The sequence below is a fragment of the Hymenobacter coalescens genome (assembly GCF_054783195.1).
This window is the reverse complement of record NZ_BAAGRA010000011.1, coordinates 181641-195844: the sequence shown is the minus strand read 5'-3', so window position 1 is coordinate 195844 and position 14204 is coordinate 181641. Positions and strand designations below refer to the sequence as shown.

Below are 14204 nucleotides of genomic sequence, written 5' to 3'. Positions count from 1 at the left end.
AGAATCGAGAGCTTAGAACTTAGCTACGACTTCATTGGCCGACCACGCTGCCCCCCTTCCCAGCACCCGCGCCGCCCGCGTGCGCGACCTGCTGTACGTGCGCTTTACCGACCACTTCGAGGCGTTTCCGAAGGCGCTGCTGGAGCAGATTTCACCCGGCAACCCGATCAAGCGCCTGGCCAAAGTGCTCGGCTACGCGGCCCTGCGGCTGGTGGGCAACGTGTTCAAGCCCATCCGCAACCCCGAGCAGCTGCGCGGGGCGGTGTGGCTGTACGTGGTGAGCCAGAACAACTACGACTCCCTGCGCTTCATCCGGGAGCACCGCCCCGACGCGGTGTTGCTGGCGGGCCAGGCCAAGCAGATCGGGCGCTACAACCAGCAGGTCAACCGCCTCTCCTTGCGGCGCAAGCTGCTCTACTACTGGCAGCTGCCGCTGGTATTCATCGGGCTTGTGCAGACCGAAGGCCGCCGGGCCTGGCGCTTTTTCGACTTGATTTTCAACGCTGTCGGCTACTACGAGGTGTACCGCCGGGCCCTGCGCCACTACCGGCCGCGGGCCGTCGTCTTCGCCAACGACCACAACGATGACGCCCGCGCCCTGCTGCTGGCCTGCCGCGCGGAAGGCGTGCCTACGGCCTACGTGCAGCACGCCAGCGTCAGCACCAACTTCCCGCCCCTGGGCTTCGACCTGAGCTTGCTTGAAGGCCAGGATGCGCTGGACAAGTACCGGCGCTGCGGCCCCGTGCGCGGCCAGACGCGGCTGGTGGGCATGCCCAAGGCCGACGCCTTCGTGCGCCAGCGCAACGAGCAGCCCCGGGTGCAGCGCGTGGCCCTGGCCACCAACACCCTCGACGATACGGCCGGCATCGGAGCCGCCGTGGAATACCTGCTGACGAGCTTTCCCGATCTGCAGTTCACCTTCCGCGCCCACCCCAGCGACCCGCGCCGCTTCGAGGAGCTGCGCGCGCGGTTCCCGCAGCTGGCTTTTTCCGATGCCCGGCAGGAGTCGGTGTTCGAGTTTCTGCAGCGCCACGACGCGCTGATTGCGGCCGACACCTCCACTCACCTGGAGGCCACCCTGCTGAACCTGGTGAGCCTGTACTACCGCTTCGGTCCGCACGGCGTGGCCGACGACTACTATGGCTACGCCGCCCACGGCCTAGTGAACCGCGCCTTCACGCTGGACGAGCTGGGCCAGCTGCTGCGTGGCTACGTGGCCCACAAGCCCGCCGACCACTACCAGCGCGCCGCCTACTACTGCGCCACCCTCGGCACGCCCGACGAAGGCCACAGCCAGCAGCTGGCCCTGCGCGAGCTGGACGCGTGGCTGTCGGCGGGCGCCGGCGCTTAAATTGCCGCGGATGGCTGCTCTGACTTACTCCCTGCCCCCGCTGCAGGCTTCGCCGGTTTCGGTAGAGGCCCGGCTGGCTTACGTGCTGAAGCATTTCCGGCTGGCCTACGAGGTGGCGGATCTGCCCGCCATCGGCTACGCCGACGCGCAGCCCGCCATTGCCGTAGCCGCTGGTGCCGACCGGTTTTTCGAGCAGACGGCCCCCTACCCGCCGGAGCCTTCGCTCCGGGAGTGGCGGGGCCGCCGCCTGCCGTTCTTTTTCGACCCCAACCCCGCCGGGCCGCTGCTGACTCTTTCGCCGGGCCGGGCCGACATTCACGCCGACGTGCTGGCCGCCGCGTTTTTTCTGCTCAGCGGCTGGCAGGAGTACTACTCGGAGGAGCGCGACCAGCACGGGCGTTTTCCGTTCACCGCCAGCGTACAGCACCGCTACGGCTTCGTGACGGTGCCCGTGGTCAATTACTACTTCGACGTGCTGCGCACGGCCGTGGAGCACGTAACTAGCCGGCCGCTGCGGCCACGCCAATGGGCGGCCGGGGCGCCCTTTGCCACCTTCGTTACCCACGACATCGACAACCTGCAGAGCGCCTGGAAGGCGCCGGCCAAAGCCGCTTTGCAGCAGCGTAACTGGCTCGGCTTCGGTAAGCACCTCTGGCACCACCTCACGCGGCCCGACGCCTGGGACAACCTGGCCCAGGTGCGGGCTGCGGTAGCCAGCCACGGCGCCGTCAGCACCTTCTTCCTGCTGCCGAATCACCGTCCCGGCCTGGGCGGCACGCCCAACGCGGATTATCGGTTCCGGGCTGTCTGGCCCCGCATTGCGGCGGCCATTGGTGATGCGGAAGTAGGCCTGCACGGGAGTCTGGGCACGGCTCGGCACGGCGGCCACCTGAAGCGGGACTGGCAGCGGATTCCGGTGCCGGTTGAGGGGCTGCGCTTTCACTACCTGAGCTGGGAGCCGCGCCTGACGCCCACGCTGGTGAGCATGCACAGCTTCACCCACGACTCGACGCTGGGCTTCGCGGAGCACTTTGGCTTTCGCCACAGCTACTGCCTGCCGTTTTATCCCTACGACCTGGCGCAGCAACGCATCGTCTCGTCGAAGCGCTACAGCTTACCCGGGCAACTCGAGCCCGGCAGCGGGCCCGAAGAGCCACACCCCGACCAAGCCTGCCGCTTCCTCGAAATTCCGCTGAACCTGATGGACGCCACCCTGCACCACCCGCACTACCTGCAACTGGCCCCCGACGAAATCCTGCCCGCCATCGAGCCAATGCTGCGGGAAATCGAGCGGTTCGGCGGCGTGTTCACCATGCTTTGGCACAACGAGAATTTCGATGCGGCCAACACCGCGAACGGCCCGCGGGAGTTCCACCGCATCATGGAGTACCTTCGCGGCCGCGGCACGGCGTTTCTGACGGGCCGGCAGATCTGTGAAATGGTGACTTAGTGACTTAGTGAGTTGGTGTTCGACAACTCACTAGGTCACTAAGTCACCACCTCACCACCTCACCACCTCACCACCTCACCAAATCCGCTTGGGCATCGTTCGGCGCCAGGGGCTGCGCAACACCGTTATTTCCTACTTCGGGCTGGGGCTGGGCTTCGTCAACACGGCCCTGCTGATGCCGCGCTTCCTGGCGGCCGACCAGGTGGGCCTGACGCGGGTGCTGCTGAGCCTGGCCACGATTTACGCGCAGCTGTCAGCCTTCGGGTTTGCCAGCGTGGGCATCCGCTTTTTCCCGTATTTCCGCAACCGCGAAGCCGGCCACCAAGGCTTCCTGCCGCTGCTGCTGGGCCTGCCCCTGCTTGGCTTTGCCGTGGTGACGGCTGCCTACTGGCTGGGCCAGCCCCTGATTCTGCGGGCCTACGAGCACGACGCGGCCCTGCTGGGGCCGTACTACGGCTGGGGCGCCCTGCTGGCCCTTTTCATCCTGCTTTACTCCCTGCAGGATGCCTACCTGAAGGGCCTGTATCACACCGCGTTTTCCTCGTTTTTGCAGGAAGTGCTCCTGCGCGTGCTCATTGCGGGCGTCACGCTGCTCTTCGGCCTGGGTTACCTCTCGTTTCACCAGTTCGTGCTCGGCTACATCCTGGTCAACAGCAGCATCACCGTGCTGCTCACCGGCTACCTGGCCTACATCGGCGAGCTGCACCTGCGCCCCACGCGCGCGGCCCTGCGGGTGCGGCCGGTGCGCGAGCTGCTGCACTTCGGCGCGTTTGCCCTGCTCTCGAACATCTCCGGCACCGTCATCAGCTCCATCGACGCGCTCATGGTCGGCTCGAAGGTCAGCCTGAAAGCGGCCGGCGTGTACACCACGGCGTTTTTTATCAGCACGGCGCTGACCATTCCGTTCCGCTCGCTCTACAAGATTGCCTTTCCGCTGCTGGCCGACTACTGGAAGGAGCAGGATATGCCGCGCATGGCCGATTTCTACCGCCGCACCACGCGGCTGAACACGGTGCTGGGCTGCTACCTGGCCCTAGGCATCGGCCTGAACCTGGACTTCATCTACTCGCTGATGAAGCCCGAGTACGCCGCCGGCACCGCCATCGTGTGGATTCTGCTCGTCGGGCGCCTGCTCGACGGCATCACCGGCGTCAACGGCTTGATCGTGGTGACGTCTCCGCGCTACCGCTTCGACCTGGTCTTCAACGTGGCGCTGGCCCTGGGCACGGTGCTGCTGAACCTGCTGCTCATCCCGCCCCTGGGCATGGTGGGTGCCGCCTGGGCCGCCCTGCTGGCCCTCACGAGCATCAACGTGGCCCGCACCTGGTTTGTGTGGCACGCCTACCGCCTGCAGCCCTTCGATTACCGCATCGGGCTCATCCTGGCCGTAGCCGCCGCCGCCGCGCTGGCCGGCTGGCTGGTACCGCCCGTGCATTCGTTGCTGGTTACCATGCTGCTGCGCTCCGCCGCGCTGACGGTGGTGTACGCCGCCGGGCTGCTATTCACCCGCGCCGTGCCTGAAGGCAATGCCTTGCTGCGCAACATAACCCGCCGCTAAGCGCCGGCGGCCACTGCGCCAACAAGCCCGCCACAACGACCGTTGCGGCGGGCTTTCTCGTGCACCTTAACCGAAGCGCGGCTTTATCTTCCGGCCGTCACCTTCAGCTCGGCGCTGCCCAGCCCCGGCTGGCCGGTGGCGGTCAGGCCTTCGGCCAGCAGCCGAAACGGCCCGGCTTCCTCCGAGGTAAAGAAGGTGAGCTGGGCGCGGCCGTTGGCGTCGGTGCGCACCGTGGGGTTCCAGTACAGGGTGGTGCGACGCGGGTCGGGGCGCGCGGGCTGCTTGGCGTTGTCGTAGCGCGGGGCGTAGAACTCCCGGGCGCGGTAGTAGCCCGGCCGGCGCAACGCCACCGAACCGGGCGCGGGCTCCTTGGAATAGTCGTAGCTGGGGTTGCCGCGCTTGGTGTACACGGCAATGGCCCCGTTGGCACCCTGGCTGCCGTAGATGGCTGCCCCGGCCCCCTTCAGCACCTCGATGGATTCCACGTCGGCCACCGGGATGGAATTGATGGCGGCCGCGTCCACAGGCACGCCGTCGAGCAGGTACAGCGGGGCGTTGGAGCCGCTGATGGAGGTGCCGCCGCGGATCTGGGCTTCCATGTCCATGCCGGTGCCGCTGATCTGCACGCCCGGCACGCGGCCCTGCAGCAGCTGCAGCGGGCTCGAAAAGCTAGCGCCCCCCACCACGTCGGCAGCCCGGACCACGGCGGCGTTGGCCGAGGAGTAGAGGCGGAAACGGCCGTCCCGCGCCTCTTCCGGTACGCGTCGGCCCTGCACCGTCACGTTGCCGAGCAGGATGTTTTGGGTGGTATCGAGCCGAAACTGCCGCTCGGTCTGCTGCTGGCGGCGGCTGCGCTCGGCGTAGGCCTGCAAGGGCGCGGCAGCATCGGGGCCGCCGGGCAGCGCGAAGGGCGGCCTGGCCACCGCTTCGGGCCAGGGCGGCAGCAGGCGAATGAGCAGGTTGCTGTTCTTGCCCTGGCGGGCCTGAATCAGGACCTGTGCCGTGTCGGCCCACTGAAAGCCGGTGAAGAGAAACCGGCCGTCGGCGTTGGTGGTGCCCTGCAGAATCTCTTGCTTGGGCCGCTTGGTAAACAGGGTCACCTGTACTTGGTCGGCGGGCTTGCGGCCGGCGGGTCGCAGCACTTGCCCGCCGATGCTCAGGCCCTGCTCCAGCGGGTATAGCCGCGCCGCGGCCGGCTGCTGCTCCAGCAGCTCGCGCCACACAAAGCGCCGCCAGCCCTGGGTCAGCATGAGGTAGTCCACGGCCAGCAGGGCTTCGGGCTGCCCGTCGCGGAAGTACCAGGCCGGGTCTTCCACGAAGCCGCGCAAGTCGGAAGTCAGCAGCAAGTTGGTGAGGATGTTTTCGCCGAAGGCTGCTGTCCCGGGCACCTCGGGCGTCTGGGTAGCCGCCACCGAGAGGTCGGCCGCGACGGGCTGGCCGGCCGCGTCGCGCACTTCCACGCTTACCTGCACCCGCTCCTTGGGGCCGTAGCTGGCCTTGTCGGGCGTGAGCGTCAGGCGCGGCGTGCCGGTGGGCGGCACGAACACCAGTCGCTCAGCCTGCGGCACACCGGCCCCGTCGAACAAGGTGAAGTGGGCCACTCCGGCCGGGAAACGGTTGCGCGGAATGCGGGCCGAAAAGGCCGCGCCGTTGGCCACCTGGGCCTGTCCGACAAAGGCCACCTGCCCCCGCACGTGCGCCACTACCGTCACGGGGGCCGCCGCCGGGCCGGTGGGCTGGTCGCGGCGCTGCACCACCAGCATGAGGTTGTCGGCGATGGTGCGCACCGCCAGGGTGTAGCCCGTGGCCTGCGCGGCCGGGAGCGGAAACTCCGCCGTGCCGCCGCCGGGCAGCTTCACGCGGGCGCGGTAGGTCTGGCCCGGCTCGGGCCGCAGCGGAAAATGCCCCATGCCCCGGTGCCGGGCTTCAAAAGCCACTACCTCCTGGTTTTGCGCGTTGAGCACGGTACCGCTGACGGCCAAACCCAGGCCCGCCGCGTCGGTGGCCTTGAAGGCCACGGTGTTGTCGAGCCCGGCTACCAGGTTGCCGCCTTCGGGAAAAAACTGCACGTCGGGACGGGCCGCGGCGGGCGCCGCCGTGACCAGGCGGCTTTTGCCGGCCGCCACCGGCTCGGCCGGACGGGCGCTGCTCCCCACGGCGAGCCGGTACACGGGCAGCCGGCGGGTGAAGAGCAGCTCCGGCGCCGCATTGCGCATCCAGGAAGTGTAGGCGCGCACGGTGTATACGCCCGCCGCCAGCGAATCGCCGAGCGCAAACTCGGCCGCGGCCCCCGCCCGGCGCAGGCGCAAGGTGCGTTGGGTGAGCACGCGGCCGTTGGGCGCCAGCAGGTCGGCGTACAGTACCCGGCTCAGCGTGTCGGGCCGGTGCTGGCCGGCCTCCACCACGTAGGCCCGAAACCACACGGTTTCGCCGGTGGCGTAGTAGGGCTTGTCGAAGTGCAGGTACACTTTCTCGGGGTTCTCCCCGGCGTAATACTCCGCCAGGCGGGTCAGAATACGGGCCACCACGGGGTCGTCAGCCGCTCCGGCGTAAGCGGCGCCCAGCAGGGGCGGCAAGGATAACAGGGCCCCCAGGCGGGCCAAGCGAAACCAATCAGGCATAGCAGAAGGGATAAGGCAGAAAAGCCGCGTAAGTTGCGCGGCTGGAGCATCGCGTGCAAGGCGGGCGGGGCTTTTTTGGCTTGGTGGCCGGTCCGTCACGCCCTCAGCGCAACCCGCCGCCGGCCGGGCGCCGCGTCAGGCGCCCAATGGCGAACATGCCCAGCAGCAGCAAGCCCAGCGTGAGCCCCAACACCCCGGCGCCGGACCACCCAGTCGGCAGCATGTCGCTCACCGAATCGTAGTGCCGCAGGGCCGGCAGAAACCCCGCCCCGAAGGCCACGGCGTTGTTGAGAAAATGCAGCCAGATGCAGGCGGCCAGCGAGCGGGTGCGCACGTACACCCAACCCGCCAGCAGCCCCAGCAGAAAGGCGCTGACGGCCTGCGCGGGGTTCAGGTGAAACAGGCCGAACAGCAGGCTGGACTGCAGAATGGCCTTGCCCGAACCGTAGTTTCTTTCCAGTCCCGGCAGCATTACTCCCCGAAACAACAGCTCTTCCAGCACCGGCGCGGCCACGCAGATGGTGAACCCCGCCGCCACCGGAAACGCGGCCAGCTTCTGCATCACCGACTCCAATTGCCACGACGGCAGGCCCAGGTGGTGCACCTGGCTTCGCAGGATTAGTTGGGCACCGGCTATGCCCAGCATGGCCGCATATACCCCCGGCTGCTCACGCGGCGCCAGCAGGCGCAGCGGCAGCACGCGCGACTTGCCCGCGTACCACATCAGAAACACGATGATCAGCGCCTTGGCCGAGTCGGTGGCCAGCAGGGTTACCAGCATGGTATGCCGGTGACTGGTGCCCACCAGGTTGGCCACGGCAAAGAACACCACCCCCAACAGGGCTAGCAGGAGCAGGAACCAACCCAATACCGCCCAACTCTCTTTGTAAGTGGGATATACGACCCTGGCTACGACGCTTTTTTCGCCGGCTGATGCTGCTGAATCGGAATAAAGTTGTTCCATAAGGCATTGCGTATCGGGGCAAAGTAAAGCAAACCGCCAAGCCTGAACGCACGAAGCCGCTGGTGGCGTACCAGCGGCTTCGGCGGTTATGAGTGCAGCGTAAGCTAGGCGACCTGATTGCCCGGCGCTTCCACCGTCGGGTTCACCACTAGGCCCTGGCCCAGCTTGCTGTGCTTTTTGCCGTAGAAATAGTAGATAACCAGCCCGATGGCCAGCCACACGAACAGGCGGAGCCAGGTGTCGCCGGGCAGGCTGAGCATCATCACCAGGCAGGTGACCACGCCCAGGATGGGCACCAGCGGCACCCACGGCGTGCGGAAGGCGCGCGGCGCATTTGGCTCCCGCTTGCGCATGATCAACACCCCGATGCACACCATCACGAAGGCCAGCAGCGTGCCGATGCTGCACATCTCGCCCACCACCTTGATGGGCACCAGCCCGGCAAACAAGCTGATGAACACGCCCAGCAGCAGGTTGGACTTGTGCGGCGTCTGGAAGCGCGGGTGAATCTGCGAGAACACCCGCGGCAGCAGCCCGTCGCGCGACATGGAGAAGAACACGCGGCTCTGGCCCAGCAAATCCACCAGAATAACGGAGGTGTAGCCGATTAGGATGGCCCCGATGATGGCCGTCAGCAGCCAGCCCTTGTAAGGCGTGTGCTCGATGGCCACGGCCACCGGCGCGGCGCTGTTCTTGAACTCGGAGTAGTGCGCCAGGCCCGTCATCACGTAGCCGAACACCACGAACAGCACCGTGCACACCAGCAGCGAGCCGATGATGCCGATGGGCATGTTGCGCTGCGGGTTCTTGGCTTCCTGGGCCATGGTGGCCACGATATCGAAGCCGATGAAGACGAAGAACACCACGCCCGCCCCGCGCAAGATGCCGCTCCAGCCGTACTCGCCGAAGGTGCCCGTGTTGGCCGGGATGTACGGCTGGTAGTTGGCCGGGTTGATGTACTGCCAGCCCAGGGCGATGAACACCAGCACCACCGATACTTTCAGGGCCACCACCACGGCGTTGAACCAGGCCGAGCCCTGCGTGCCGCGGATGATGATGGACGTAATGGCCAGCACCACGATGATGGCCGGCAGGTTCAGCCAGCCGCCCACCACGCTGCCGTCGGCCAGCGTGGCCGTTTCCCAGGGCGACATGACCAACTGGGGCGGCAGGTGCAGCCCGAAGATGCCGAGGAACTTCACCAGGTACTGCGACCAGCTGATGGCCACGGTGGCGGCGCCCACCGAGTATTCGAGCACCAGGTCCCAGCCGATAATCCAAGCAAACAGCTCGCCCATGGTGGCGTAGGAGTACGTGTAGGCCGAGCCGGCCACCGGCACCATGGACGCAAACTCGGCGTAGCACAAGGCCGAAAACGCGCAGCCGATGGCCGCCACGATAAACGAGAGCGTCACGGCCGGGCCGGTGTGTTCGGCGGCGGCGATGCCGGTGAGCGAGAACAGCCCCGCCCCGATGATAACCCCGACGCCGATGGCAATCAGGTTGAGCGGCCCCAGGCTACGCTTGAGCGTGTGCGAGCCGGTCTCCGCGGCTTCGAGCCGCAGCAGTTCCAATGATTTTTTGAGCATAAAGCGGAAATAGCCCGGGCCACGGCCCGCGCAACGGTGGCGCCCTGCCCCACCGTGACGCCGCCGCACACGGCGGGCGCCACCGGACCGGCCGGCAGGGCAAAAAGGTAAACGGGGGGAGGATGAGGGCCGCCTAAGTAGCGGCCGGCCACCGCAGGGGTGGCGAGGAAAGCCGTGGTAGTTCAGCAGCGCGAACCCACGGCCTCAGGGATGCTTCAACAGCAACAACACCCGGGCAGCTCCGCCGCGGCAACGGCGCAGGGCTGCGCCGTGCGGCGCGTGTACAAAGCGGTAAAGTAGTCGGGGAAGCCCACAGCAACTTGTTTTTATATGGTCAGGAATTGGCACCGTTCAGGACTTTCCCGATGGTTGCCGGCGCTTCGCAGAGCCTGTCTCTCCGCGCCTCTCTATAAAAACAATCCTTCAGGAGTAAAGAATTGATGCCGCAAAGGTAGGGCCGGGCAGCCGGAACTTGCAAACTCCGCAATACCGGGTAGCGTTTGGGCGGGCGCTGCCACCAGCTTGCCGGCATGCCAAAACTGTATTTCTCCTGACTCTGCCTGCTAGCCCTGCATGGCGTGTCCGTCGTTCCGAGCCACACCGCCGGGCCGAACGTGGTTGTGATGCGGGTGCTGGAACTGCCGGGCAAAGGCACGCTGATCGTTTCCCGCAGCAGCGGGCATTTCAGCACCGGCTCTTCCGGCAAAGGCCTCAGGGCGTCCGGGGCAGGCCGCCAGGCAGCCCTTCGGCAGCCGTAACGGGAAGGCTACCGGCCCTAAAGAACCTTTTCTGGGTCCGGCAACCCGGTTACGCTGGTGTTTGTCGAAGGCACGTGATGCCCGCCGTTTCGGGCCGGCCAGGCGGCCGCGCCGGTTACCAATTAGTAGTTGTACGACACGCCCGCCGACACCGCGGTGGACTGCCCCAGGTTACGGCCCGATACGTACCGGCTCGCGCCCAGCACCACGCCGAAGCCCTTGGTCACGGGCTTGTACAGGCTCAGGCCGATGCGGGTGTAATCCACGCGGGTGGCGGTGAAGTCCCCGTCGAAGCCGGGCTGGACAATGTCGGTGCCGTTGCTGCCCGATTCCTGCACCGAGGCCCAGGCTTCGGCGTACACGTTCAGGCCCGCGTAGCCCACCTTGGCGTCGGCCAGGAAGGCGTTGGGCACCCGGGTGGTGCGCAGGCTGTAGCCGGCCTGCCCGGTCACGAACACGCCCGAGGGCGTACGCAGGTGCGCAATGCCCAGGGTGGTGTACTTGGTGGCGCGGTTGCCGATGGCAATGATGTAGGCCAGGCCCGGGTCGTTGCGGTAATTGCTGGCCGGGGTGCTCACGCCCACCACCCCGAGCAGATCCAGCTGGCTGCTGCCCACCGGCGCCGAATACGACTTGAACTTCAGCAGCACCGACACGTCCTGCAGCCCGCTGCGGGTATTGGTGTAGCCCTCGTCCTGGAGCACGGCCCGCGCCGCCCGCCCCGTCGACTTGATGTAGGGCAGGCTCAGTACCGCCTCGATTTTATCGGTCAGGCCGTAGTTGGCGTACACGCTCACCGACGACACGCGCACTTCCCGGAAAATCGGCACTGCGTCTACCTTGTCCGGGACCAGGTACACGTTGCGGTACCGCTCGGCCGTGCCCGTAAACACCACCGAGCCGTGGTGCTTGCCGGCCATAAAGCCGCTCACCAGGCTCTGGCCCGATACGCCGATGGCCGCGGCCAGCACGGTGACTCCGGTAAGTACAGCAGGAAGGTAAGCGTGTCGCATATGGCGGAGAGAAAGAAGTGAAGATTTAGCCAGCAGCTTCGGGCGTTGGGATAGAACCAGCCCGGTATAGCCAAGTTTGGGCCGCTAGCTACGGGGGCAATTGTACCTTCGGATTTCCATTTTGGGAGAAAATTTTTCCGAACACCTAAATCCACTCTCCCAGTCCATTGCGTTTCTACGCCAGCTCCGTCGGCCTCTGGCCGTGTTTCTCCCTTTCTGCTGCTTCTATGTCCCGACCCCTACGCCGCTGGTTTCCCATTTTGGGCTTATTGAGTGCTTCCCTGTTGCTGCCCGGCTGCAGCAAGAACACCGAGTCGAATCCGTCCATTGCCGGCGTGGCCGTAGCCAATAAGGATTTCAGCGTGCTGGAAGACGCGGCCCTGCGCGGCGGCGTGGTGGGCTTGCTGTCCAACCGCAACCCCAACGACCCGCAGGGCAATTACACCGTTTTCGCGCCCAACAACGACGGGTTTGCGCGCCTGGGCCTGCGCAGCGCCGAGGACCTGCTGGTGCTGAACCGCGACTTTCTGACCAGCACCCTCTACTACCACGTCACGGGCGGCACCGTGCCGGGTGCGGCCCTGCAGCCGGGCTACCAGTCCCCCTCGGCGCTGGGACCGGTGCGCCGCATCATCGCCCGCAACGGCGCGCAGTACGTCAACGGCGCCCGTATTCTGGTTACCAACATCAAAGCCTCTAACGGCACGGTGCACGCCATCGACAAGGTGCTGCTGGCTACCGGGGCCGACATCGTGCAGTCGGCGCTGGCCCTGAACAACCGCCAGGTGTTCGTGCAGCCCGAACTTACTTTCCTGGTGGAAGCCGTGCTGTACACGCGCCTGGAAGGCACGCTGTCGAGCCCAGGCCCGTTCACGGTTTTTGCGCCCAACGACCAGGCGTTCCGGCAGTTGCTGACCGCGCTGAACGTGGCGCCGGCTTCGCCCGCGGGCTACGTGCCCGCCGACGTGCGCAAGCTGCCCGAGGCCACGGTGCGGGCCGTACTCCTGCAGCACGTCATCGGCCACCCGGCGGGTTCCACGGCCAAGTTCACCCCCGAGCTACCCGACAACACGTCCAGCACGGCCTCGGCCGGCGGTACGCCCCTCACCTTCGGCCCTTTCGTCGATGGCACCCTAACGGTGAAAGGCAGCGGCGCCGCTTCGCCCGTAGCCACCATGGTCATCCCCGACGTGCTCTGCACCAACGGCATCGTGCACGTCATCGACCGGGTGCTGCTCCCCTGATTGCTCCACCGCGTTGGCCCGTTCGCCCAGCGCCCTGGGCGTTTCGGCCGCCGCAGAAGCCCGTTCGGCCAGGCGACTGCCGGGGCCTTCCGCGGGGCCGTTACCTTTATCTGATGAATAAGCTGCTTGCCGGCTGCCTGTGCTGGCTGACGTTGCTCCCTTTGCTGGCATTTGCCCAGGCGCCTCCCGTTGCCCCGGCCTCGCTCGAAGGCGAGTGGAAGGGCCCGCTCACCGTGCCCGGCGGCAGCCTGCCGCTCAGCATCACCGTTACGGAACTGGCTTCGGGCACGCGCTTCGCCGTGCTCAACGTGCCCGCCCAGCGCATCAATCGCGCCTTGCTGACCGTCGACCTCAAGGGCGACACCATCATCTTCGACTCGCAGGAGCTCGGCTGCAGCTACCGCTGCCTGCGCTCCGCCGACGGGAAGCAGTTGCTGGGCCAGTGGCGTCAGCAGGGCTTTCAAACCGCCCTGACGCTGCAATTTACCCCGCTGCCGCCCCAACCCAAGAACTTTCGGTTTCCCCCGCCCTACCGCGTGGAGGAAGTAACCTTCACCAGCGCCCACGACAACACCCGCTTGAGCGGCACGCTCACCGTGCCGCCCGGCGAAGGCCCCTTTCCGGCCGTGGTGCTCCTCTCCGACCTCGGCCCGCACGACCGCGACGCCACCCAGGGCGAGTACAAGCTCTTCGGCGCCATGGCCGACTACCTCACCCGCCACGGCGTGGCCGTGTTCCGTCTCGACGACCGCGGCGTAGGGCAGTCGGGCGGCGACTGGCGCACGGCCACGCCCAACGACTTGGTGAAGGACGCGCAAGTGGCCCTGAACTTTCTGCGCAGCCGCCCGCTGATCGATATTGCCCAGCTCGGGCTGCTCGGGCATGGCACCGGCGGCAACGTGGCCCTGCAGGTCGCTACCCTGCCCCTGCCGCCCGCCTTCGTGGTGACGCTGGCCGCCGCCGGCGCGCCGGGCTACGAGGTGCTGGCCCAGCGCCCGGTAATCGGCTTTCTGAAGGCCGGCGAAGCCGATACGGCCCAGGAAGCCCTGGGCCGCCGCCAGCTGCGCCAGCAACAGCAAACCGCCCAGAAAATCGGCGAATTACGTGCCAAAGGCGCCAACTCCGCCCAAATTGAAACCTACGTCGGGCAGCAGCAAATGCGGCAGCGCGCCGCCGATAAAAAGCAGCTCGACGCGCGCTACAAGCGCCAGCGGCCGATGATGGAAATCGTGCGCCACAACGCCGATAACGGTCAAGCCCAGGCCATCGTGGCCAACATGCTGCGCCAGCAGCAACCCGGCCTCGACCCCGCCGCGGCCCAGGCGCAGGCCGCCGAGCTGACCGCGCCGTGGTACCGCGCCTTCCTCTCCTACGTGCCAACCTTGGAGCTGGGCCAGCTCCGCTCGGCCGTGCTCCTGCTCCACGGCACCGAGGACCAGCACCTGCCGGTGAGCAACCTGAGCGCCTTGGAAAAAGCCCTGAAGGACAACCGCCGCGCCCAGGTGCGCCGCCTCGACGGCCTCAACCACACGTTTCAGGCGCCGCCGCTGGAGTGGCCCCTGCTCAACGGCGAGCAGAAAGCCATCGTGTCGCCGCAGGTGCAGCTGCTCATCCTCGAGTGGATTCGGCAGCAGGTGAAAGGGTAAGCCCGCCTGG

Annotated in this window: 10 protein-coding genes and 1 riboswitch; of the genes, 6 read left to right on the top strand and 4 right to left on the bottom strand. The window is 66.8% G+C overall.

Features of this window, described 5'->3' with window-relative positions:
• Window positions 1-34: 34 nt before the first annotated feature.
• From ACYVKQ_RS08600 to ACYVKQ_RS08590, 3 genes are all read left to right on the top strand, one after another.
• Entirely contained in the window at window positions 35-1351 is a 1317-nt protein-coding gene (locus ACYVKQ_RS08600; RefSeq protein WP_460577627.1) for a glycosyltransferase family protein, read from the top strand.
• A gap of 10 nt (window positions 1352-1361) precedes the next feature.
• On the top strand, window positions 1362-2801 hold the full coding sequence (locus tag ACYVKQ_RS08595) for a polysaccharide deacetylase family protein (RefSeq protein ID WP_460577625.1): 1440 nt from the start codon (window positions 1362-1364) through the stop codon (window positions 2799-2801).
• 88 nt (window positions 2802-2889) lie between these two features.
• Window positions 2890-4359, top strand: coding sequence for a lipopolysaccharide biosynthesis protein (locus tag ACYVKQ_RS08590; RefSeq protein ID WP_460577623.1), 1470 nt, complete (start codon window positions 2890-2892; stop codon window positions 4357-4359).
• An 83-nt stretch (window positions 4360-4442) separates the two neighbouring features.
• Here ACYVKQ_RS08590 and ACYVKQ_RS08585 read toward each other — a convergent pair whose 3' ends face one another.
• The 3 genes from ACYVKQ_RS08585 to ACYVKQ_RS08575 form a co-directional block, all read right to left on the bottom strand.
• Window positions 4443-6980 (bottom strand): TonB-dependent receptor plug domain-containing protein, encoded by a 2538-nt coding sequence (locus ACYVKQ_RS08585; protein ID WP_460577621.1) that lies wholly within the window; start codon window positions 6978-6980, stop codon window positions 4443-4445.
• A gap of 103 nt (window positions 6981-7083) precedes the next feature.
• Window positions 7084-7812: a lysostaphin resistance A-like protein gene (locus ACYVKQ_RS08580; protein WP_460577619.1), complete on the bottom strand. Its 729-nt coding sequence runs from the start codon at window positions 7810-7812 to the stop codon at window positions 7084-7086.
• Window positions 7813-8048: 236 nt separating this feature from the next.
• The gene (locus ACYVKQ_RS08575; RefSeq protein WP_460577617.1) at window positions 8049-9533 is read right to left on the bottom strand and encodes an amino acid permease; all 1485 of its coding nucleotides are present in this window, start codon (window positions 9531-9533) and stop codon (window positions 8049-8051) included.
• A gap of 323 nt (window positions 9534-9856) precedes the next feature.
• Window positions 9857-9949, bottom strand: a riboswitch (SAM riboswitch).
• A 162-nt stretch (window positions 9950-10111) separates the two neighbouring features.
• Here ACYVKQ_RS08575 and ACYVKQ_RS08570 point away from each other — a divergent pair.
• Complete coding sequence (locus ACYVKQ_RS08570; RefSeq protein ID WP_460577615.1) at window positions 10112-10291, top strand: hypothetical protein; 180 nt, start codon at window positions 10112-10114, stop codon at window positions 10289-10291.
• Window positions 10292-10413: 122 nt separating this feature from the next.
• Here ACYVKQ_RS08570 and ACYVKQ_RS08565 read toward each other — a convergent pair whose 3' ends face one another.
• Window positions 10414-11304 carry a hypothetical protein gene (locus tag ACYVKQ_RS08565; RefSeq protein WP_460577612.1) on the bottom strand — a complete coding sequence of 297 codons (891 nt, stop codon included), beginning with the start codon at window positions 11302-11304 and terminating at the stop codon, window positions 10414-10416.
• Between the two features lie 227 nt (window positions 11305-11531).
• Here ACYVKQ_RS08565 and ACYVKQ_RS08560 point away from each other — a divergent pair, with 227 nt between their 5' ends.
• Together ACYVKQ_RS08560 and ACYVKQ_RS08555 are read left to right on the top strand one after the other, a co-directional pair.
• Window positions 11532-12548: a fasciclin domain-containing protein gene (locus tag ACYVKQ_RS08560; RefSeq protein ID WP_460577610.1), complete on the top strand. Its 1017-nt coding sequence runs from the start codon at window positions 11532-11534 to the stop codon at window positions 12546-12548.
• A 113-nt stretch (window positions 12549-12661) separates the two neighbouring features.
• Window positions 12662-14194 carry an alpha/beta hydrolase family protein gene (locus ACYVKQ_RS08555; protein WP_460577608.1) on the top strand — a complete coding sequence of 511 codons (1533 nt, stop codon included), beginning with the start codon at window positions 12662-12664 and terminating at the stop codon, window positions 14192-14194.
• Window positions 14195-14204 lie beyond the last annotated feature (10 nt).